22 protein-coding genes are annotated in these 20,965 nt (G+C 68.1%); 15 read left to right on the forward strand and 7 right to left on the reverse strand.

Going from position 1 to position 20,965, the window contains the following annotated elements:
* Positions 1–802, forward strand: an 802-nt coding sequence (locus tag ACIQPR_RS02460; protein ID WP_403640717.1) for a hypothetical protein, incomplete at its 5' end; no start/stop codon positions are given.
* Positions 803–1,054: 252 nt separating this feature from the next.
* On the forward strand, positions 1,055–1,975 hold the full coding sequence (locus ACIQPR_RS02465; protein WP_403640720.1) for an aminoglycoside phosphotransferase family protein: 921 nt from the start codon (positions 1,055–1,057) through the stop codon (positions 1,973–1,975).
* 3 nt (positions 1,976–1,978) lie between these two features.
* On the opposite strand, the gene ACIQPR_RS02470 is transcribed toward ACIQPR_RS02465, so the two are convergent.
* Entirely contained in the window at positions 1,979–3,355 is a 1,377-nt protein-coding gene (locus ACIQPR_RS02470) for a sporulation protein (RefSeq protein ID WP_403640723.1), read from the reverse strand.
* A 206-nt stretch (positions 3,356–3,561) separates the two neighbouring features.
* Between ACIQPR_RS02470 and ACIQPR_RS02475 the strand changes: the two genes are divergently transcribed.
* Complete coding sequence (locus ACIQPR_RS02475; RefSeq protein ID WP_403640726.1) at positions 3,562–4,116, forward strand: ATP-binding protein; 555 nt, start codon at positions 3,562–3,564, stop codon at positions 4,114–4,116.
* A 327-nt stretch (positions 4,117–4,443) separates the two neighbouring features.
* Positions 4,444–4,740, forward strand: a complete 297-nt coding sequence (locus tag ACIQPR_RS02480) for a hypothetical protein (RefSeq protein WP_403640729.1) — start codon at positions 4,444–4,446, stop codon at positions 4,738–4,740.
* 410 nt (positions 4,741–5,150) lie between these two features.
* On the opposite strand, the gene ACIQPR_RS02485 is transcribed toward ACIQPR_RS02480, so the two are convergent.
* Positions 5,151–5,930, reverse strand: coding sequence for a GntR family transcriptional regulator (locus tag ACIQPR_RS02485; protein WP_403642852.1), 780 nt, complete (start codon positions 5,928–5,930; stop codon positions 5,151–5,153).
* 167 nt (positions 5,931–6,097) lie between these two features.
* Here ACIQPR_RS02485 and ACIQPR_RS02490 point away from each other — a divergent pair, with 167 nt between their 5' ends.
* The 4 genes from ACIQPR_RS02490 (at position 6,098) to ACIQPR_RS02505 (ending at position 9,624) form a co-directional block, all read left to right on the forward strand.
* Positions 6,098–6,445, forward strand: coding sequence for a hypothetical protein (locus ACIQPR_RS02490; protein ID WP_403640732.1), 348 nt, complete (start codon positions 6,098–6,100; stop codon positions 6,443–6,445).
* On the forward strand, positions 6,445–7,746 hold the full coding sequence (locus ACIQPR_RS02495) for an FtsK/SpoIIIE domain-containing protein (protein WP_403640735.1): 1,302 nt from the start codon (positions 6,445–6,447) through the stop codon (positions 7,744–7,746). The genes ACIQPR_RS02490 and ACIQPR_RS02495 overlap by 1 nt, the downstream gene beginning before the upstream one ends.
* 8 nt (positions 7,747–7,754) lie before the next feature.
* Positions 7,755–7,952, forward strand: coding sequence for a hypothetical protein (locus ACIQPR_RS02500; RefSeq protein ID WP_403642855.1), 198 nt, complete (start codon positions 7,755–7,757; stop codon positions 7,950–7,952).
* A 301-nt stretch (positions 7,953–8,253) separates the two neighbouring features.
* Positions 8,254–9,624 carry a replication initiator gene (locus tag ACIQPR_RS02505; RefSeq protein ID WP_403642856.1) on the forward strand — a complete coding sequence of 457 codons (1,371 nt, stop codon included), beginning with the start codon at positions 8,254–8,256 and terminating at the stop codon, positions 9,622–9,624.
* Between the two features lie 670 nt (positions 9,625–10,294).
* Here the strand turns inward: ACIQPR_RS02505 and ACIQPR_RS02510 are convergent.
* Positions 10,295–11,773, reverse strand: coding sequence for a recombinase family protein (locus ACIQPR_RS02510; protein ID WP_403640738.1), 1,479 nt, complete (start codon positions 11,771–11,773; stop codon positions 10,295–10,297).
* Between the two features lie 70 nt (positions 11,774–11,843).
* On the opposite strand from ACIQPR_RS02510, the gene ACIQPR_RS02515 reads away from it, so the two are divergent.
* Positions 11,844–12,272 carry a hypothetical protein gene (locus ACIQPR_RS02515; protein ID WP_403640741.1) on the forward strand — a complete coding sequence of 143 codons (429 nt, stop codon included), beginning with the start codon at positions 11,844–11,846 and terminating at the stop codon, positions 12,270–12,272.
* A gap of 12 nt (positions 12,273–12,284) precedes the next feature.
* Here the strand turns inward: ACIQPR_RS02515 and ACIQPR_RS02520 are convergent, their stop codons facing one another.
* Positions 12,285–12,971 carry a hypothetical protein gene (locus ACIQPR_RS02520; RefSeq protein WP_403642859.1) on the reverse strand — a complete coding sequence of 229 codons (687 nt, stop codon included), beginning with the start codon at positions 12,969–12,971 and terminating at the stop codon, positions 12,285–12,287.
* Positions 12,972–13,094: 123 nt separating this feature from the next.
* Here ACIQPR_RS02520 and ACIQPR_RS02525 point away from each other — a divergent pair, with 123 nt between their 5' ends.
* Both ACIQPR_RS02525 and ACIQPR_RS02530 read left to right on the forward strand, forming a co-directional pair.
* A complete protein-coding gene (locus ACIQPR_RS02525; protein WP_403640744.1) occupies positions 13,095–13,688 on the forward strand; it encodes a DUF4291 domain-containing protein in 594 nt (197 codons plus the stop codon).
* 243 nt (positions 13,689–13,931) lie between these two features.
* On the forward strand, positions 13,932–14,177 hold the full coding sequence (locus ACIQPR_RS02530) for a hypothetical protein (protein ID WP_403640747.1): 246 nt from the start codon (positions 13,932–13,934) through the stop codon (positions 14,175–14,177).
* 258 nt (positions 14,178–14,435) lie between these two features.
* Here the strand turns inward: ACIQPR_RS02530 and msrA are convergent, their stop codons facing one another.
* Positions 14,436–14,948, reverse strand: coding sequence for a peptide-methionine (S)-S-oxide reductase MsrA (msrA, locus tag ACIQPR_RS02535; protein WP_403640750.1), 513 nt, complete (start codon positions 14,946–14,948; stop codon positions 14,436–14,438).
* A gap of 191 nt (positions 14,949–15,139) precedes the next feature.
* Here msrA and ACIQPR_RS02540 point away from each other — a divergent pair, with 191 nt between their 5' ends.
* Genes ACIQPR_RS02540 through ACIQPR_RS02550 form a run of 3 tightly spaced genes read left to right on the forward strand, consistent with a single transcriptional unit; the run spans position 15,140 to position 18,253 of the window.
* A complete protein-coding gene (locus ACIQPR_RS02540; protein ID WP_403642861.1) occupies positions 15,140–16,207 on the forward strand; it encodes an ABC transporter substrate-binding protein in 1,068 nt (355 codons plus the stop codon).
* 22 nt (positions 16,208–16,229) lie between these two features.
* Positions 16,230–17,219 carry a FecCD family ABC transporter permease gene (locus tag ACIQPR_RS02545; protein ID WP_403640753.1) on the forward strand — a complete coding sequence of 330 codons (990 nt, stop codon included), beginning with the start codon at positions 16,230–16,232 and terminating at the stop codon, positions 17,217–17,219.
* Positions 17,216–18,253 (forward strand): FecCD family ABC transporter permease, encoded by a 1,038-nt coding sequence (locus ACIQPR_RS02550; protein WP_403640756.1) that lies wholly within the window; start codon positions 17,216–17,218, stop codon positions 18,251–18,253. The genes ACIQPR_RS02545 and ACIQPR_RS02550 overlap by 4 nt, the downstream gene beginning before the upstream one ends.
* Positions 18,254–18,267: 14 nt before the next feature.
* Here ACIQPR_RS02550 and ACIQPR_RS02555 read toward each other — a convergent pair whose 3' ends face one another.
* Positions 18,268–19,311, reverse strand: coding sequence for an NAD(P)-dependent alcohol dehydrogenase (locus ACIQPR_RS02555; RefSeq protein WP_403640759.1), 1,044 nt, complete (start codon positions 19,309–19,311; stop codon positions 18,268–18,270).
* Positions 19,312–19,481: 170 nt separating this feature from the next.
* Between ACIQPR_RS02555 and ACIQPR_RS02560 the strand changes: the two genes are divergently transcribed.
* The gene (locus ACIQPR_RS02560; protein WP_403640762.1) at positions 19,482–20,417 is read left to right on the forward strand and encodes a helix-turn-helix domain-containing protein; all 936 of its coding nucleotides are present in this window, start codon (positions 19,482–19,484) and stop codon (positions 20,415–20,417) included.
* Here ACIQPR_RS02560 and ACIQPR_RS02565 read toward each other — a convergent pair.
* Entirely contained in the window at positions 20,407–20,919 is a 513-nt protein-coding gene (locus ACIQPR_RS02565) for a hypothetical protein (RefSeq protein ID WP_403640766.1), read from the reverse strand. The genes ACIQPR_RS02560 and ACIQPR_RS02565 overlap by 11 nt on opposite strands.
* Positions 20,920–20,965 lie beyond the last annotated feature (46 nt).

Here is a 20,965-nt window from a genome sequence, read left to right on the forward strand (position 1 = left end):
GGTCGCCAAGCTCCAAAAGATGCGCAACGCCAGTCTTTTTGCTCTCCCAACGACCGGGCTCGCTCTCGCGGGCGGTGCGACGAGCATCCTTGGTGAGGTCGCCAAGCTCCAAAAGATGCGCAACGCCAGTCTTTTTGCTCTCCCAACGACCGGGCTCGCTCTCGCGGGCGGTGCGACGAGCATCCTTGGTGAAGTTGCCAAGCTCCAACAGGCCTCGCTGAGGCTGGGACTGCGTAAGTCGCTCGTGGATTTCAACACCGCCTCATCGCAAAGTTATGCAACTACAGCGTTCCAGTTGGCCAGCCTGGCACGGATCACTGCACCCTTCGCGACAGGCTTTACCCCTCTGGGGTCGACAGGCACTCTTAGCGCCACTCCCGTGATCTCCTCAGCTTTGAAGCTGAAAGACCTCTACGCAGGGCGGCCCCCGTTCTCTGAACCTGCGACCCAGATGTCAGTTGATGCGGTCTCGGTGGTAGACCCGGAATCTGTCCACATCACTGCGCAAAACTTGCTTGCAGATAAAGAGGCGGCTTCAGAACTCGCAAACCTAGTCAAGGCTTTCATTGACCAGACGAGCGAGGCCGGTAGAACCACAGAAGAGCCAGCCGACAGGTTCAGCCCAAAGAGCATCGCACCAGGAGCGCTCTTCCTTGGAGCGTTGGTTTTTCTTTTTGGAACAGCAGTTGATGTCATCGGTGCTCTAGAACCGAGCCTGACGGCCACCCTTGACAGGCAGTTCATGTACGTGTCCTTCGGGATGGCGACCGTTTATTTTCTGTACCAGGAAGGGAAGCGCTAGGCAACGCCGTGGTCAAACCAGCCGACTCTCAAGAATTGGTGATCTTCCCATCTCTCAAGCCAATCACCGAATCGGCCTCAAAGCACTCAGCTGCCCGAGTTGACAGTCCGTAGCGCGTGCTTTTGAACGCCGTCACTCGCCTCGATCGGCCGCTGCTGGGTACCGTCATGGTCGTGTCTGGCGTGCGTCGGGTTGGTCACCCGTGTGGCGTGCGCTGGTTGATCGCGCGCGACTAGGGGAGCTGGTACGGGCATGGCCGTTGATGCTGCTCGCACGGAAGAGCAAGAGGGGTTCACGTCGGCGAGGGCTGCGCGGGTGATGGTTGCCGCGTGTCGGGCTGCGGGGCTCGATGACAGAGGGGCAGAGCTGATCCGTCTCGGGGAGAACGCGCTGTTTCAGCTGGCCTCCGTGCCGGTGATTGTGCGCGTTGCACGGGGTGAAGAGTGGCTACCCAAAGCCCGCACCGAGGTCGCTGTGTCGCGGTGGCTGGCGAAGGAAGGGTTCCTGGCGGCTCGGATCGTCGAGGACCTGGAGCAGCCGTTCTTGATCGATGGTCACCCGGTGACCTTCTGGCATCTGATCGTCGAAGGGAACCGTAAGGCGGAGTACGGGGAGTTGGGCGGGATCCTGCGGGATCTGCACGCGCTGACTGTGCCCGACGGTCTCGTGCTGCCGTCCTACGATCCCTTCGACAAGCAAGCGCTGCGGCTTGACCGGGCGGTGATTCCGGAGGATGACAAGGTCTTCCTGCGGAAGCGCTGGCGCGAACTGCACGACAAGTACGCCGAGTTGCGGTTCGAAACGCCCAAGGGGCCGGTCCACGGGGATGCCCACGTGCAGAACCTCATGGTGGACGACCAAGGCCGCGTGGTTCTGATCGACTTCGAAATGTTCTGCTATGACCATCCCGAGTGGGATCTCATGGTTACGGCTGTGGAGCACTACAGCCTTGGCTGGCAGACCGACGAACAGTACGCCGACTTCGTGGGCGCGTATGGGCGGGACCTGCACGACTGGGACGGCTACGAGACGCTGCGAGGCATTCAAGAGTTCGGCATGACGACGTGGCTGATGCAGAACGTGCAAGAGGACGAACGGACGGCGGCCGAGTACCGCCGGCGTATCGCTGGTCTGCGCAATGACGATGGGCCTCGGGACTGGCGGCCCTGGTAGCGGCTACTCGTCGTCCTCGTCCAGGCGGTTGAGCGCGTCGCGCACCTTCTCGTTGAAGGCGGCAACTGTGGGGTTCGTCGCGTGCACGCTGACTTCGTTCTGGAAGTCGGTGACGTAGCGCTGGAAGCGGTTGGACTGAAGGGAGTCGCCGCCGTCGACTGCGAGGCTCGCGGTGGTGACGGCGGCTTCCAACTCGCCGTTGAGCAACTGGCTTTGGGCGAGGACCATGCGGCAGAAGCCCAGGGTCCGGGCGTACTTGGGGTCTGTGCTGTCCACGGCGCGCTGAGCCTGGGCGACGGCGTCTCGGCGCATCTTGAGGTCGCGGAAGCAGTGGCAGAGTTCGCCCATCAGTTCTGCGGGGTCGAAGTAGCTGATCCACGCGGGGTCTTCGGCCGTGTCGGCACGCTCGAAGTAGCGCTCGGCCTCCTTCATAGCGCGCCCCGCCGCGCTGGAGTGACCAGCGTTGGACAGGGCGCGGGCCTCCATCGCTGAACTCAAGGCCATGACGCGGGGCGTCGCCCGGCCCTTGGCGCCCTCGACTGCGGCGCGGGCCAGCTGGATGGCCTGGGCGTGGTTGCCCAGGTAGTTGGCCTGGTGGCTGAGGTTGCCGAGGATGCGGGCGCCGAACATGCGGTCGTCGATGACCTGGGACAGGCGCAGTGTTGAGGTCAGGTATCGGTGGGCGAGTCGGTGGTTACCGACGTCGTACGCGGTCCAGGCGAGCAGTTGGGAGATTTCGGCGGCTGCTCCGAATAAGGAGGTGCCGACCTTCTCGCTGTAGCTCGCGTTCAGCAGCGGCAATACGTCTTCGCGGAAGTAGTGGCGCAGTGCCTTGTGGCCGTGGCCTCCGCCGTACTTGAAGTCGAGTTGCATGAACAGGCCGGCGGCTTCCTTGATCGCGCGGACGTCGCGCATGCCGATGCGTCGGTGATCGGGTCTGTCGGCCTGGATGCCGTCGGGGCGCGCGATCATCCATGACAGGACGGCGGAGTTGAGGTCGGCGTCCGCGACGGCCAGTGGGCTCGAAGCGGGAGCGTCGGCGTGCTCGTGGGTGAGTCCGTCGAGCATGGACAGGACGTCGGGCACGGTGCTCGGGTAGCCGACAGGCTCGGGGGTCGTCGACTTGGTGTGGTCGAAGAAGCCGAGATCGCCCGGCGTGATGCGGCGGCGGAGCTTGTTCGAGAGAACGTCTGCCATGAGAGCGGCTGTCTGCGGCCTGATGCCTGCACCTTCTCGCCAGCGCTTGACGGCGACATGCGTCGTTCCCAGGGGCATGCCACGTTGGGCGCCTTCGTCTGTCATGCGCTTCGCAAGGCCTTTGTTCGAGACCTTCGCTTCGTCCATGACCGCGATCAACTGCGCGTTTGGCTCTCGGCTCATGCTCCCCTGCCAACCCGAGATTGACGGCGAGTATTCATCGTGTCACAGCGGCCTCACTCTGGGGGGTTCATTCCTGAACCCCCATTGCCTTTGCCGGTGTTCACGTGAACCCCCTGGTGAACACTGCCGATTGAGCCTCCCGCGCCGTTCACTGGTCGACACAGATCAGCGGGCTACGGGCCCATCGGCGCGCGGGAGGGAACGCGGTGGACGTGCAACACAGCAGACACCCGGTGATCGTCTCGGCGGAGGGAGCTCCGCGCCGGTCGGTGCACGACCCGTCCAACGGTCATTTCCGGGCGCTCACGCTCTACGCCGAGGACTCCGGCTGCGCCAAGGCTGCGCGCGACACGGTGGGCTCCTACCTCCGAACGTGGGGGTTGGAGCACGCGGTTGTCGACGCTCAGCTCATCGTGTCGGAGCTGGTCGGCAACGTAGTGCACCACGCCGTGCCGGATGATGCCCTAGCTTCGCCCGGTGCTTCGCGGAGGATCGAGGTGTCGCTCATGACGGTGCCTGAGGTGCTGGTCATCGGTGTCTCGGATGAGGACTCGGACCCGCCTGAGTTGGCGGCTGGCGAGTGGATCTCACCAGAGCTGGCGGGGGACTTCTCCGAGGCGCTGTTGCCGGAGCGAGGGCGCGGGCTGTTGATCGTTCAGCGGCTGGCTGATGCGGTGTGGTGGTCGCCCGGTGTGAAGGGTGGCAAGACCGTGTGGTGTCGCCTCGACCTCGACCGGCTGTGGGCTGAGAACTCGGCCTGACAAGCGCCGGGCCACCGCCTCTGTTTGCTCCCTCGCGATCGGGAGCGGGCGGCGACCCGGTTACCGGCTGGAGTTTGACCACTCCGGCCAACCAAAGGGGCGCAGTTTCTCGAACACTCGGGGGGCTCCCCTCCCGATTGAGGGGCCGCGCTTCACATCCCCCATATAGGCCGGGCCACCCACTGCCCTGGTAAGCGAACGGGTGGCCCGGCTGGGAACACGGCGGTTCCCGGTGCCTGATGGTACCGGGGCCGCCGTGCTGCGTTCTGGCCCTGGCCCAAAAGAAGTTGACGATCCGTTACCTAGATCAGGGCAGAGGTGGGCAAGGTGACTGGCTCCGGTGAGGACTGGCCGAACGACGGTCTGGACGTGGCGGGCTCGGACTTCGGTTTCTGGATGTCCGGCGTCGACTACATCGCGGGGTGGCGCGAGGCGCGCGACGCTGCCGACCGGCTGAACCGGGCGCTCCTGGGCGTGGGCTTCGAACTCTCCGCCGTTCGGGCCGTGGCCTCAACGAACGAGGATGGTGGTGGTGTAGTCCGCTTGGCGGGTTGGCCGGGTGCCGTGGATCGCCTCGCCGGTCTCCTGGAGGCGCTTGCGGACGGCGACGGTGGTGCGCTGTGAGGTGTCTTTTCGCTGGTGAGTGGCGCGCGTTGGGCACGTCGCCGGCCGTAGAGACTTTGGGCGGGAGCTGCCATGGGGCGAGAGAACAGGGGGCCTTACGCTCGCCGGCGGATCGGGCAGTCTGTTGGGGCTGCCCGTGTTTGGCCCGATCGGCCCCCTGTTCTTCGAGGCTCGCCCCATGGTGGCTGCCTAAAGTCTCGGAGGCCGGCGACCCCCAGCCCCGTGGGCTCCGGCCCGGGACGGCTGGTCGACGCTTCCCGTCCTGTGGCGTGCTGCGGTGTGGGGCGTGGGCCGACCGGACGGGACCGGCGGCCACGCCGCACGCCCGGCCGGGGCGGCCGGGCGCCCCGGCGCGCCGCAGGCGCGCCCTTGAGGAAGTGAAGGCTGTTTCGACCGATCGCCGTTGCCGCTCAGGCGCGGGTGCGTCGGGTGGGCTGTTTGTCGGCGGTGATCCGGTAGGCGAGTTCGGCACGGTCCGCACCCACGCGCAGCTCTTCGAGGATCAGCGGGCGGTCGTCAGTGCCGTGCGCGGTGCGGGCCACGTGCAGGACCGGGGTCGCGTCGGGGAGTTGGAGGGCGGTGCGCTCGTCGGGCAGCGGCATGTGAGCGCGTACCGTCTCGGTCCACGTCAGCTTGTGTCCGGCCTGGGTGAGGACCCAGTAGATCGCTGCGGGGAGCTTGCACGGCTCCTCGCCGAGCAGCGGGACGGACTCGGCGACCTCGAAGGGGATCAGCGTGCGGTGCATGGCGCGCGTCCCGGTGGCTGGGTCGATCAGAAGGCGGTCGCAGCCGAACAGGGCTTCCTCCTCGTCGAGTTGGAGGAGTCGGCCGGTGGTCTTGGTGGTGTGGGTGCGGTAGGTGCTGGGCTGTTCGGTCTCCTGCCAGATGTCGCCGTTGGGCATCACGAACTTGCCCTCGGCGGTGCGGCTGATGCGGCGCTCGACGGTAAGGACGGGGTGTCCGCTGGAGCGCACGAAACTGCCCTTGCCGTGCCGAACATCGATCAGGCCTTCCGCGCGCAGCGCCGCAATCGCGTTGCGGACGGTCGGCCGTGAAACGCCGTAACGGGTCATCAGTTGGGCTTCGGACGGCATGAGGGAGTCCGGGGCGAACTCGCCGGACAGGATCGCTTCCCGCATCACGGCGGCGACTTGCTGGTAGAGGGCTCCGGGGCGCTGGATCTCCGACATGGCGGCATCTCCGGGTGAGTTGAAGTCGTAGGCACGTCGCACGCGCGACATCACTCGTCAGCATAAGCACTTGCACTCTCGCCGTACAGAGCTTCATAGTCGTAACTCGTAAGGACAAGTGACGTCTGAATATGTCAGGCGTCCCGACCGGCCAGGAGGCCAACGAAATGCAGTCCATTCCCGTGGACACGACACGGCTGGGCGTACTGCGGTGCGCAGGCGTGCCCGAAGTGAAGTTCAGCAACTCCGAGACACAGGAGGTGAAGAAGGACCGGGACGGCAACCCGGTCTACTCCGTCGCGGTCACCGTACGGCCGGACGGACGGCGGATCTCCGTCATCGAGATCGCCGTGAGCGGAGAGCCCAAGGGCCTCGAAGCGGGCCAGATCGTCAAAGTGACCGGACTGACCGCGTTCATGTGGTCGATGGGCGAGAGGCACGGCGTCAGCTTCCGCGCCGACGCCATCACGCCCCTGCACTCAACTGGTGTGCAGGGCAAGGGCGGTGACGCGTGATGGGGCCCATCCTGCTTGCCTTCGCGCTCGGCGCGCTGGCCTGGCTGCTGGTCGTCGGCGACCTGGTGCGGCGGCACCGCCCGCTCTGGCACTGGTACTTCACCGGCTACCCGGTGACCGTGTTCCGAGTCCTGGCGACTTGGCGCAAGGCGGCCGTGCTCAACGACCTCGCCGTCTCACACCGTCCGCCGCGCGGCCTGCTCGGGGACCTGGTGGTCAAGGGCGATCCGCTGCGGCCGATCGCACCCCGGATCTCCTTTCCCCGTGCCACCCGCACGGGCCTGACAGTGACGGTACGGCTGCACGCGGGCCAGACACCCATGACGTACATGAAGGCGGCGGAAGCACTCGTCCACGCATGGCGGGTGCACGCGGTACGGGTCACCTCACCGGAACGCGGCCTGGTGCTGCTCACGGCGACGGCCGACGATCCGCTTCAGCGACCCGGCTTAGCCACCGCCCCGGCCGAACTCCTCTCGGCGCTCATCGGCGTGATGGAGTCCGGCGGCGCCTGGGTGATGAACCTCCGACTGGTGCCGCACTGGCTGATCACCGGGGCCACCCGCTCGGGCAAATCCACCCTGCTGGCCCGACTGATCGCCCAACTCGCCACACAGCCCGTCGCCCTGGTCGGCATCGACTGCAAAGGCGGCATGGAACTCGGCCTGTTCACCCGGCGGTTGACCGCGCTGGCCACCTGCCGACGCGAAGCAGTCGCGGTGCTCTCCGCTCTGGTGGTCGACATACAGGACCGGATGAGCGTGTGCCGGTCGGCGGGTGTGCGCTCCATCTGGGAACTGCCGGACAAGCTCCGGCCGGTGCCGGTCGTCGTGATCGTCGACGAGATCGCGGAACTGTATCTGTCCGACGGCACCCGTGAGGGCAAGGCGGAAGCGGAGCAGTGCTCCACGCTCCTGCTGCGGCTGGGACAGCTCGGGGCCGCGCTCGGCCTGCACCTGGTCGTCGCCGGACAACGTGTCGGCTCCGACCTCGGCCCCGGCGTCACCGCCCTGCGGGCCCAGCTCGGCGGCCGGATCTGCCACCGCGTCAACGACCCCGGCACGGCAGAGATGACCTTGGGCGACCTCAACAAGGACGCCGTGGCTGTCGCGCAGTCGATCACGGCGGAGGAACGCGGCGTGGCCGTGTGTACGGGCCCGGACGGCGGTTGGAGCCGTGCCCGTTCCCACCTCACCCCGACGCAAGAGGCCGTGGCGACGGCCCGGAAGTACTCCGGCATGACCCCCGAACTGCCCGCCCTCGACCGCGCGCTTGCGGCGCTGGAAGGAGACGACGAATGACCGGCGATGTGATCAGCAACGGCACCGCGTTCACGTTCGCAGTGATCTTCGGGACCATCACCGTCCTCCTCGTCCGCTCCCGCAACGTGCGCGCCTGGGAAGCGGTCTGCGTCGGCCTCTTCGGCGTCTACCTCGGGCAGACCCCTGTGGTCTACACCATCCACGGCCTCGTGCTCTGGATGATCAGCGGCTTCTCCCACACCTGAGCAGAAGGGACCCACCACCATGCCCATGTCCCGCGTGAGGTGCCCGTTCTGCAAGGGCGACGGAGCCCGTAGAACCTGGACCGGACGGCTGCGGCGCTGCCGCGTCTGCCGGGGCACCGGAACCATCCGCTGACCCGAGATCACCACAACCGGCCCCGCACGAAAGGACCCAACCCATGACCGACCACGCGCCACCACCAACCATCCGTGCCGCTTCGGCGGCCCACCCCGGAAGGTCACCACCATCACCCCGGAGTACACCCCGGCTGACAGGCGCGCCGTCCTCGACCGCGCGGCGCGCCTGCATCAGCTCCCCGAAGCAGACCGTGACGCACTCCGCATTGCCCAAGACCCGAAGTTCCCGCGCTGGCTGGAGCAGATCACCGCAACCGGCGGCTGCGCCCACCCCGTCCACCTCTCCGGCTCCACCACCACCTTGAACGGGGCAACCGGCGAGATCCTGCACTACTACGACACCCGCACCGAGCCCGGCGAACGCCTCCTCGTCCGCTGCCGCAACAGACGGGCAACCGTCTGCGCCCCCTGCTCCCGCCTCCACGCCGGAGACACTTACCACCTCGTCCGCGCCGGTCTCCTCGGCGGTAAGAACATCCCCGCCACGGTCCGCAACCGGCCCCGCCTCTTCGTCACGCTGACCGCCCCGTCCTTCGGGCCAGTCCACCGCGCCGGAGAGATCTGTCGACCGCGCCGTGACGGCAGCAGCTGCGAGCACGGACGCCCCCTCGGCTGCGGCACCGTCCACGCCCCGGCCGCGTCGGTCGTCGGCCAACCGCTGTGTGCCGACTGCTACGACTACCCCGGCCACGTGCTGTGGCACGCGCACGCCTCCAAGCTGTGGGACCGGTTCGTCATCGACGTCCGCCGTCGCCTGGCCTCCTCAGTCGGCATCGTCCAGTCCCGCTTCCCGGCGCACGCCCGGCTGTCCTTCGCCCGCGTCGCCGAGTACCAGAAACGGGCGGCCGTCCACATCCATGCCGTCGTCCGCCTCGACGGCCCCAACGGGCCCGACGACGAACCCCCGGCATGGGGCACCATCGACCTGCTCACCGATGCCGTGCTCGCCTCGGCTCGGCGGGTCCTGGTCCGCACCCCCTACAGCCCGGCCGTGGGGGAACTGGCCCTGCGCTGGGGAGCCCAGGCCGACGCCCGGCCGCTGCATGCCGACAGTGACGGGCCCGACGATGACGCTGTGGCCGCGTACGTGGCCAAGTACGTCACCAAGGGAGCCAGCGAGACAGGCGCCGGCACCGACCACAAGGTCACCACCTGGGACGACATCGACACGGCCCCCGTCAGCGCGCACGTCCGCACCCTCATGCGCACCTGCTGGCGCCTCGGAGGTCTGCCCGAGTACGAACCGCTGAACCTGCGCACCTGGACCCACACCCTCGGCTACCGAGGCCACATCCTCACCAAGTCCCGCGCCTACTCGACGACATACGCAGCACTACGCGCCGAACGCGCCCACCACATGGGCCACGCCGACCTGCCCGACGCGATCACCGAACGGAACTGGCGCTACGTCGACTCCGGCCACACCCCCGGCGCCGCCCTCATCGCAGCTGGAATTGCTGAAGACCTGGCGACCAACCGGGAAGCGGTTCATGACGCCATGTCCCCCACGTCCGGAGGCGCCTTTGGTACCGGATGAGTTACGGAGACGGGTTGCCGAATCCCGGGCACGGCAAGGACTTCCCCCGGTCATCGAAGACTTGGCAGTGATCGAACGCGTTGCGCTCGCCTTCCGCCTCGTCGAGCCAGATCTTTCCGAATCCGGGCCTACCGACAGAGACTTGCGCTATTGGGGCGGCTGAGAGCACAGCCGCCCCACGCACAACGCTAGTTGTCCTGTTTCGTGATGTAAGTGACCGCGCCCATAGCGATGCCAAAGCAGCCTGCAATGGTCGCGCCTCCTGCACCAACTGCTGTTAGCGGCGATGCACCGAGCACAGCCACGAGAAGGCCAGCCAGGAGCCCGAAGATTACGGACGCCTCAAGAGCGATCAGAACTTCATACAGCCGGTGGTTACACACCTGAGAAGGAGCAGACACGACGGTCCTTCCGAGTTCCATGCGGACATCGGCAGCCGGTCATGTCGACGGGAAACGCACATGAGTCCAGACGGCTAATGTCAACGCAGCGAGAACGTTGCCAAGCGGCGCATGGGGCGCCCTGGAGCCACCACGTGGCAAGACACACGTGGTAGGACGCTGTTCATGTGCATCCCCCAATCTGCTGCGCCTCTGGGCGCCCAGGTCATTGAATTTCAGGGTAGTACAACTACCCAACCCTTCGACAGAGCACAGCGGTTGATCCCTGGCTAGGCAATCCAGTCGAATACAAATCGATCTTCGTCCCATCGCTTCCGAGGGTTCGCAGGATGTACCTCGATGGACGGGACGCACGCCGTGACGATCGCCCGGCGTTGGGAGTTGTTCATCTTCTTCCAGCGTGCCTGCATGTCCTCGAAGCTGCCAACGAAATCCCTGAGAACCGCGATCCGCGAGACCTTCGCGAGTTTGTCCCGGTTCTGGTTCAGCCGGTCCTCGATGGGCTGTCGGGCGATCATCCATTCCTTGCGGCTGATTCTCCGCTCCCCGACGTCCAGGGCGAGTGCTTCAAGGTCTTCCTCGTCTTCCCGGATCTCGTCATACAGCTCCTGTCCCGCGTCGTCCTGATCGCGCAAGCGCCTCATGAAGGCGGGCGACTCCAGCGCGGCCAACACCATGTCCCGCACGTGCTGGTCGGTCCGTTCGGCGTTGGTGGCCGTACCGGCGCACGCGTCCGTGCCCGGGGTGTTGGGGCAGACGTACCGGGCTACGCCGCTCCGGGGACGGCCGCTCATCCCCCACCCGCAAGCCTTCCCGTCCTCCTTCGGCTTCCCGCAGCGCAGGACGCCGGAGAGTAGATAGCTACGCCTCGTCGTGCCCTCCACGCGGCGCCGCCGTGCCGGATCGCTGAGGATCCTTCGTACGCGGTCCGAATCCTCGCGGCTGACGATGCCGGGCCAGACAGCATCGGCAACGATCTCCCCGAGCAGCGGGCGCGTCCCCTCCCAGGAACCGCGCGGGGTGTGCTCACGTCGTCCACTGATCCGGGCCGACGCCAGCAATCGGCGCAGTCCGCTCGGCTTCCAAGGCTTGCCCGCCGGACTGACGATCCCCCGTGCCTGCCAGTCACGGCAGATGCTCGCCAGGCTCTCGTTCGCAAGCACACGCCGAACGCCCTCGCGAAGCACCTCCGCCTCGCTCTCGCGGATGGTCACACGGTCGTCCTCGTACCCGAACGGACGCTTACCGCCCCCGGCCACCCTCCCCGCTTCGGCGGCTTGTCGCCGCTGACGCGTCTGGCGCTCTGCCTTGTGCTCCGCCTCGTGGCGGGCGGCGGCTCCCAGCATGCGAGCGACCATGCGGCCAGTCGGTGTGGCCAGATCGATCTCCCCACTCACGGTGGCGAGTTCGACGCCTTGGCGGTCCGCGAGGTCAATGACGTCTTCCAATTCACGCGGTGACCGGGTCATCCTGTCGACGTGCCATACCGCTATCGCCTCGACCTCACCCCGACTCACCGCCGCCAACAGTTCCTGCCACGCCGGCCGAGGCGCTCCCGAGTACGCGCTGACGTCGTTGTCCGTGTGGACGGCTACAACGTCCCACCCCACGCGGTCACACAGTGCCCGGCAGTCCTCTTCCTGACGCGCGACCCCGAGTCCGGCGCCGCCCCGGTCCTGGCTGATCCGGCAGTAAATCGCTGCTCGCCTCGTACCCGAAGTGCCCTTCGTACCCGTCGAGTTCGTCATGGGTCACATAGGTACACCCTCGTAGGGACAGGGGTGTCCTGTCCGACGGGGCTCGCTCAGGCTGCCACGGATGACTGACCCCTTGCCGGCGGCCAGGTTCGGTGATCGTCGCGCCGGGGAGTTCAGCTTCAGGGAACACCTGGAGCTGATCAGGACCCGCCCTGGCATGTACGGCCTGGACGGCTCCTACGGCAACTACGTGACCTACCTCTACGGCTATGACGCGGGGACCCAGGGCAGCGCGCTGCTCGGGTTCCGGGAGTGGCTGCTCCTCAGGCTGGGGCAGCAGAGCAGCTTTGTGTGGTCGAGCCTCATCACAGAACTCGCAGTGCCGGGCGTCTCGGGATCCCTGGGCCATCGAGGCCTGGACGAGGAACAGGACCACAGGGCGGTACTGGCCCTGTTCCAGTTCCTGGGAGACTTTCTGCGGGACCGTGACGCAGAGCGCAACGGACTGCGCGTCATCTTTCGCGACTACTCGCTGCGCTTCGCCGAGTGATCCACGAACCGACTACGCACTCGTGGCATCGTCGGCTCCGCCTGCCGACGCACTGACGAACACCGCCAGGTAGCGGAACTCTCCACCTGCTCCGCCCTGCTCGGAGTACGTCTCCCACTTGAGGGGGTACGTACCTCGCAGACTGCAGGTGTTCCGCTCGTAGGTCCCCTCGGCCCAGAGCAACGTCCCCGCAAGTTCCCGTCCGTGGTGAATCCGGAAGTCATGATCCCGAGTACGTCTGCGGCCGGAACCCGGCGAAGTCCACAGGGACGCCTCGTTGGACAGCATGAGGGCAAGGCCGTTCTGGTCGGGCCGACGACAGAAGCGCTCCAGCCTCGCCATGTCCCGAACGAAGTGCAGACGGGCAAGGTCGGTGGCACCGTGTGCCTTCAGGTCGTAGTCCTCGACCGGAGTACCGACCTTGCCTGACCAACCTCTGGTGAAGTACTTGAACTCGATCGCGGTGCGGCGCTCAGGCCCGAGGCACTGGAGGTCCAGATACTCGGTCTTGCCCGACCTCCGCTGCGGCACCTCAAGCCGCGAGTGCACGTCCGGCGCCAACTCCCAGAGGACCCGGGCAAAACTGTGCTGAAGGTCGGCTTCGGAGTGAAAGACCGGTCTGCGCCGAGACAGCTCCGTCATGACGTCGTCCAGTGAGGCCTGTCCGGCAATGCTGCTCGTGGGATCTATCGGCGTCATGGTCACTGCGCCATTGAAGGGGCACTCGCCTGAACTCTCAAGCTCTGCAGGCTCCGTGCACGGAGCCAAGCGCGTTCAAAAATGAATGGCTGGCAGGGAGCCGGGAACCTCACCCTGTATGTCATGGACGAACCACAACACAGGATCCGCGCTCTGTACACGACATCCACAATCACCGTTTACCAGGCATACGCCCCGGAAATCGGCCTGCCCGCCGTCCAGGAGGGCCGTTTCCCCGCCGTGTGGAAGCGCGACCGGATGACGTGGATCAAGCCGTCTTTCCAGTGGATGATGTACCGCTGCGGCTGGGGCGCCAAGGCGGGGCAAGAGACCGTCCTCGCTGTCGAGATCAGCCGCGACGGCTTCGAGTGGGCGCTGCGCCACGCCTGCCTGTCGAGCTACGTTCACGGGGCGCACTCCGACCGAAGCACCTGGCAGCGTCAGTTGAAGCGTTCGCCTGCCCGCGTGCAGTGGGACCCCGAGCGGGATCTGCACCTCCAGCCCCTGCCGTACCGGTCCTTGCAACTGGGTCTCTCAGGTGAGGCCGTGCGACGGTATGCGGACGAGTGGACGGTCGCCATCCGCGACGTGACCCCGCTCGCCCACCAGATCCACTCCCTCGTCAGCAGTGGTGACCTGACCTCTGCGACCCGGCTACTGCCGCAGGAACGCCCTTATCCCGCCGGCGACGAATCCCTTGCCCACATCCTGGGGTGACGGACCGGTCCGCCGAACGGCGAACCGCGGCCGACGGGTCACACGGCAGCACAAGCTCGGCGGGACGGGGGTGTCCTGTCCGACCGGTGCGGCGTCGGCCGAAGGATGAGCAGCGACCTCGACAGAGACCGTCTGTCCACACTGTGGCAGCGCCAGTTCCCGAAGGGGCCTCCCATCGCCCTCCACCGGTAGAACACGGTCCTGGACGAACTCTTCGAGGGCACCGACGTCCACGTCATCACCGTGGCCTGGTCCTGGGAGCCGGACGGACCGGAACTCCCGCCGGAGCGGTACCAGTTGCACCCCGAAGGCCCCCGACGGACGACGCTCGCTTACGACGACGATCCAGACCTCGAACTCCACAGCTACAAGCGTCTCTACGCCGACTGTCGGCTCAGCCGCATCCACCATCCATACGACGGCGGCGCGGACGTCATCGCAACGAGTTCCGCAGAACGCGACCGGGTGCGCGACTGCGACGAAGACTGACTGCCTCGAAACCGCCGGCCTTTGAGACGACGTTCGGGGAGGGATCAGCCGCTCCCCGATCGGGAGTTGACATCAGTAGCACCTGGCGATGAGCCAGGGGGTGTGCACGCCCACCCGTGTGCGGTGGCATCCCCAACAGGACCTCCACCTGCACACCCCCTGCCGCACCGCCCGTTGCAGTTCGGCCTGTCCGGAGCGGGCGTACCCAACCGCAGCCGCAGCCGCCGTCGCCGTCGCCGTCGCCGTCACCCTAGAGCGTCAGCCCTCCGTGCGAGTCGGCAGTCGCCACCCCGGGCGTGGGAAGTGGCAGGTGTAGCCGTCCGGGTAGCGCTGGAGGTAGTCCTGGTGCTCGGGCTCGGCCTCCCAGAAGGGGCCGACCGGTTCCACCTCGGTGACGACCTTGCCCGGCCACAGACCCGACGCGTCCACGTCCGCGATCGTGTCCTCGGCGATCCGCTTCTGCTCGTCGTCGACGTAGTAGATCGCCGAGCGGTAGCTGAGGCCGATGTCGTTGCCCTGGCGGTTCCTGGTGCTCGGGTCGTGGATCTGGAAGAAGAACTCCAGCAGCGCGCGGTAGTCGGTCTTCTCGGGGTCGTAGAGGATCTCTATGGCCTCCGCGTGCGTGCCGTGGTTGCGGTAGGTCGCGTTCGGCACGTCACCGCCCGTGTAGCCGACGCGGGTCGCCTCCACGCCCGGGAGCCGGCGGATCAGCTCCTCCATCCCCCAGAAACATCCGCCCGCCAGTACGGCCCTCTGCGTCTGCGCAGCCATCGCGTTACCTCCACTTTCTGTCGGCCTGTCGGCTCGGTCACCCACAGTCCACAACGCGCGGGGGCGCCCCGCGATTCCTCACCCGGCGGGTTCCGGCGCCTCCGGGTCGGCCCCGCCCCGACCGCAGGATAAGGTAAGCCTTACCTTGCCAAATCGTGGCGGAGAGTCGGAGTGTCGGAGTGGCAGTGACAGTGCGTTTGTTCGTGACCAAGGCCTGCACGGTGGTGGGTGCCGCCGCCGTCGTCGGAGGCCTCCTGGCCGGGTGCTCGGGCTCCTCCGGTGACAACGATGCCGAGACCGGTGCGGGCTCGCACGACGCGGGGGCGCAGAACAAGGTCATCGGTGCCTCGGAGGGGCCCTCCGCCGCGCCGAGCACGCTGGCTACCGGCATGGGCGCGGACACCGCCACCGACGGCACCTTTCCCCGGACCGTCACCCACTTCGAGGGCACCACGACGATCGAGGCCACGCCTACGAAGATCGCCGTGCTCAGTACCGGGCAGCTCGACGACCTGCTCTCGCTCGGTACCGTGCCGGCCGTCACCACCCGGGCCGAGAACGCCGGGCTCGTGCCCGACTACCTCGCGAAGGCCTTTCCCTCGGACAGGTCGAAGCTCGCCGCGATGACGGACGCGGGCACCCGTACCGCGCCCAACCTGGAGACGCTGGCCGCCGCGAAGCCCGATCTGATCCTCGTCAACGACTCGCTCGGCGACCTCTACCCCAAGCTGTCGAAGATCGCGCCGACCGTCGTCACGGCGGGCAACGGCATCAACTGGAAGCGTGACCTGCTGCTCGTCGGTGACGCGATCGGCAAGGGCGAGCAGGCGCGGGAACTGCTCGACGGGATCGTCGAGGACGCGCACGAGAAGGGCGAGGCGCTCTCGAAGACCTCCGTGTCGATGCTGCGGTTCACGCCCGGCAGGACCCGGATGTTCGGGGTGTCCTCCTTCACCGGTTCGATCGCCGTCGACATGGGGCTCGACCGGCCCAAGTCGCAGCAGTTCAAGGCGATTTCGCAGGACATCGGCGCGGAGAGCATCGACTCGGCTGACGGTGACTGGATCTTCTACTCGGTGCAGGGCGACGCGGGGAAGACCGACGCGGCGAGCGTGCTGGCCGGACCGCTGTGGAAGTCGATGAAGGCCGTGGGGGCCGGGCACGCGGTGAAGGTCGACGACGACCCCTGGTACCTCAACGCGGGTCCCACCGCCGCCCGTCTCGTCGTGCTCCAACTCGCCGAGCACATCAGCGAGTAGCGCGACGAACCGCGGAAGCGAAGTGACTCTCAAACGCCTCGCCTGGCCGGCGGCCACCCTCGCGGTGGCCGCCGCCGTTCTGCTCAGCCTCGCGGTCGGCACCCGCCCGGTCCCGCCGTCCGCCGTGCTCGACGCCCTTGTCCACGGCGGGAGTTCACCGGACGCCCTGGTCGTACGGTCGCTGCGGCTGCCCCGCACCGAGATCGGACTGACGGCGGGCGCGGCGCTCGGCGTGGCGGGCGCCGCGCTCCAGGCCGTCACCCGGAACCCGCTCGCCGACCCGGGCATCCTCGGCCTCAGCCAGGGCGCGGCGGCCGGAGTCGTCCTCGCCATCGCGACCGGCCTCGCGAGCGGCTTCGAGGGCTACGTCTGGTACGCCTTCGCCGGTGCCGTCCTCGCCGCCTGCCTGGTCTACGGGATCGCAGCGCGCGGCCGGGGCGGCGCGTCCCCGGTCAAACTCGCCCTGGCCGGTACCGCGTTGGCCGCGATGACGGCGGGCGGGACGACCGTCGTCCTGACCTCCAGCTCGGCCACGCTCGACCAGTTCCGGTTCTGGCAGGTCGGCTCGCTGAGCGGTCGGGACGCCGACACCGTCGTACGGATGCTGCCGTTCCTGGCGGCGGGCGGGATGCTCGTGGTGGCGTGTGCGCGCGGGCTGGACGCGCTGGCGCTCGGGGACGAGACGGCGCGGGCGCTGGGGCATCGGGTGGGGGTCGTGCGGGTGTGCGCGGCGCTCGGTGCGACGCTGCTGGTGGCGTCGGCGGTGGCCGCGGCCGGTCCGATCGCCTTCGTCGGGCTCGCCGTCCCGCACCTGGCCCGGCGTCTCACCCCGGGCGGGCACCGGGCCCTGCTCCCGCTGTCGGCGCTGCTCGGCGCGGCGCTGCTGGTCGCGGCGGACGCGGCGGGCCGGGTGGTACGGGCCCCGGCGGAGGTGCCGGCCGGGGTGATGACGGCGCTGGTCGGGGTGCCGGTGCTGGTGGTGCTGGTACGGCGCCGGGGAACCGCCCTGTGACCACCACCGGAGTCACCGTCCTGCGCCCGCGCCCCACCATCTCCCTTGTCCTGCACCGCCGTTCGGCCGTCGTCGCGGTGGCTCTCGTGCTGCTGCTGGCGGTCGCCATGGGCGCCGCCGCCTGTCTGGGGCAGACCTACCTCCCGCCGGCCGAGGTGTGGCGCACGCTGCGCACCGGTGGCGGGCCCCATGACCTGGTCGTCAACGAGTTGCGGGTGCCCCGGATCGTGCTCGGGGCCCTGGTCGGGACGGCTCTCGGGCTCGCGGGGGCGCTGGTGCAGACCGTCACGCGGAATCCGCTGGCCAGCCCGGATGTGATCGGGGTCGGACACGGTGCCGCCGCGGCGACGGTGCTCGCGCTGTCCACCGGGCTGGTCGCCTCGCCCGGTGCGATGCCGGTCGTCTCGGTGGTGGGCGGACTGGCCGCCGCCGCGCTCGTGTACGTGCTGGCGTGGCGGCACGGGATGCGGCCGAGTCGCTTCGTCCTGACGGGTGTCGGCGTCGGGGTCGCGCTGTCGGCCGTCGTGCAGCTGTATCTCGCCGACAGCGAGCTGGAGGCCGCCGAGCAGGTCAAGCTGTGGCTGACCGGTTCGCTGAACGGGCGCGGCTGGGAGCAGGCGGGGCCGCTGGCCGTCGTACTGCTGCTGTCCCTGCCCGCGCTGGTGTGGGCGGGCAGGGCCGTACGGCCGCTCGGCCTGGACGCCGATACGGCGGCCTCGCTGGGGGTGCGGGTGGACCGGACGCGGCTGGCCCTGACGGTCCTCGGGGTGGTGCTGGCCGCGACGGCGACGGGTGCGGCCGGGCCGATCGGGTTCGTCGCGCTGACCGCCCCGCAGTTGGCCCGCCGCCTCACGCGCACGCCTCAACTACCGCTGCTGTGCTCGGCGTTGGCGGGCGCGCTGATCCTGGTGACGGCGGATCTCGCGGCCCGCACGGTGTTGCCCCCACTGGAGGTTCCGGTGGGGGCGCTCACCTCGCTGGTCGGGGGGCCGTATCTGTTGTGGTTGCTGGGGCGGAACAAGGCGAGAGGTTAAGGCGGGCGACGCCGTCAGATCGTCGACGTGTCGATCACGAAGCGGTACCGCACATCACTCGACAGCACCCGCTCGTACGCCTCGTTGATCTGGTCCGCGGAGATCAGTTCGATCTCGGCGCCGAAGCCGTGCTCGGCGCAGAAGTCCAGCATTTCCTGGGTCTCGCGGATGCCGCCGATGCCGGAGCCGGCGAGGGTCTTGCGGCCGCCGATCACCGAGAACAGGTTGAGGGAGACGGGCTCCTCGGGGGCGCCCACGTTGACCAGGGCACCGTCCGTCTTCAGGAGGGAGAGGTACGCGCCGAGGTCGAGCGGGGCCGACACCGTGGAGATGATGAGGTCGAGGCTGCCGCGCAGGTCGGTGAAGGTCTTCGGGTCGCTGGTCGCGTAGTAGTGGTCGGCGCCGAGCTTGAGGCCGTCCTCCTGCTTGCGCAGGGACTGCGAGAGGACGGTGATCTCCGCGCCGAGCGCGTGCGCGATCTTGACGGCCATGTGGCCGAGGCCGCCCATGCCGATGACCGCGACCTTCTTGCCGGGGCCGGCGTTCCAGTGCTTCAGCGGCGAGTAGGTGGTGATGCCGGCGCACAGCAGCGGCGCGGCCACGTCGAGGGAGATGCCCTCGGGGATGCCGAGGACGTAGTTCTCGTCGACGACGATCTTCTCGGCGTAGCCGCCGTAGGTGGGCTCGCCGTTCTTGTCGAGCGCGTTGTACGTGCCGACGTTGCCACCGGTGCAGTACTGCTCCAGACCGGCCTCGCAGTTCTCGCACTCGCGGCAGGAGTCGACCATGCAGCCGACGCCGACCCGGTCGCCGACCCGGAACTTGGTGACACCGGGGCCGACCTCGGAGACGATGCCGGCGATCTCGTGGCCCGGCACCATCGGGAAGATGGCCTGGCCCCAGCCCTCGCGGGCCTGGTGGATGTCCGAGTGGCAGATGCCGGCGAACTTGATGTCGATCAGGACGTCGAACTCGCGGACGGCCCGGCGCTCGATCGTCGTGCGCTCCAGGGGAGCCTTGGCGGCGGGGGCCGCGTATGCGGCGACTGTGGTGGTCATGCCGGAACACTCCTTGGGGGGATGCGCGCCCGGCTGCCTTCCGTCCGGGCACGGTGACCAGCCTGCCCGAATCTTCCACGGCTACCCAGGCCACGGTTCTGCGTACGTCCGCTGTGCCTACCACCAGCGAGGTCAGGCTCATGGACGTACGACCGGGAATACTGGAGCGTATGGACGAACAGCCCGAATCCGCCCCTGGGCCTCTGGACGCCGGCCGGCCGCTGGACCGGCGTGCCGAGCTGAGTGAGTTCCTGCGCACCCGGCGGGCCCGGCTGAAGCCCGGGGACGTCGGGCTGCCGGACTTCGGGCGGCACCGCAGGGTGCCCGGACTGCGGCGCGAGGAGCTGGCGCAGCTGGCCGGGGTGTCGGTGGCGTACTACACCCGTCTTGAGCAGGGCAACGGGCGGAACGTGTCGGCGGAGGTCCTCGACGCCATCGCCCGCGCGCTGCGGCTGACGGACGCCGAGGCCTCGCACCTCACGCATCTCGCGAAGCCGAAGCAGCACAAGAAGAAGTCCTCGACCCCGGCCCAGCAGCATGTGCGGGCGCCGCTGCGGCAGCTGCTCGACACGATCGACACGGTTCCCGCGTACATCACGGGCCGCCGCACGGACATCCTGGTGTGGAACCGGATGGCGGCGGCCGTCTTCGGCGACTGGTCGGAGCTGCCGCCGCAGGAGCGGAACTGGGCGCGGCTGGTGTTCCTGCGGCCCGAGTACCGGGATCTGTTCGTGGAGTGGGAGCAGAAGGCGTCGGACGTCGTCAGCATGCTGCGGATGGACGCGGGCTTCTGCCCGGACGACCCGCGGCTGTCCGCGCTGGTGGGTGAACTCTCCGTGAAGAGCGAGGAGTTCAGGCGGCTGTGGGCGACGCACGACGTGAAGGAGAAGACCTACGGCGTCAAGCGTCTGCACCATCCGCTGGTCGGTGACCTCACCCTGCACTTCGAGGGCTTCCGGCTGTCGGACGGCTCCGAGCAGGCGCTGATCACCTATCACGCGGAGCCGGGCTCGCCGTCCGCCGACGCCCTTCGCCTGCTGGCGAGTTGGGGCACGGACGCGACGCGGGCGGGGGCGGCGGCCGAGCGTCCCGGGTTCAGTCTCTGACGCCGAGGTCGGTGCGCATCAGTTGTCGCATCGCGGTGAGCCGGGGTTCGGCCTCCGCGAGGTCGCGCATGGTCTGTTCGGTGGTTTCGCCGTCTCTGGCCAGGCCCCGGTCGAGGCGTTTGACGGCCGCGTCGGTGTTCGCGAGGACCTCGTTGACGGCGCGTGACGCGTCCAGGACGTGTTCGGGTACGACCAACTGGGCTTCGGCGTAACGGTCGCGGTGGTCGCGGCGGGCCTCTTCCAGCTGCTCGCGTTCCGCCTCGGTGTAGACGCCGTCGCGGATGCGGTGCAGGGCGTCCTTGAGGAGGGTGTGGAACTGCCGTGAGGCGCGGTTCATGGCGGTGTAGGCGTCTCTGCGCTCCTCGAACAGCCGTCTGCGCTCGGCGACTTGGGCGTCCTCGGCGCGCTGCCGGGCGGTGAGGCGCTGGCTGAGGACGGGGGCGAAGAGGGTACCGAGCACGCCGACTACGGCGGTGATCATGGCGGTGACGGCGGCGGTCATGGAGTCAGGGAAACACGGAAGGCCCGCCGGAAGGTGCGCTTCCGAC

Source organism: Streptomyces sp. NPDC091280 (genome assembly GCF_044768565.1).
Taxonomy (GTDB): domain Bacteria; phylum Actinomycetota; class Actinomycetes; order Streptomycetales; family Streptomycetaceae; genus Streptomyces.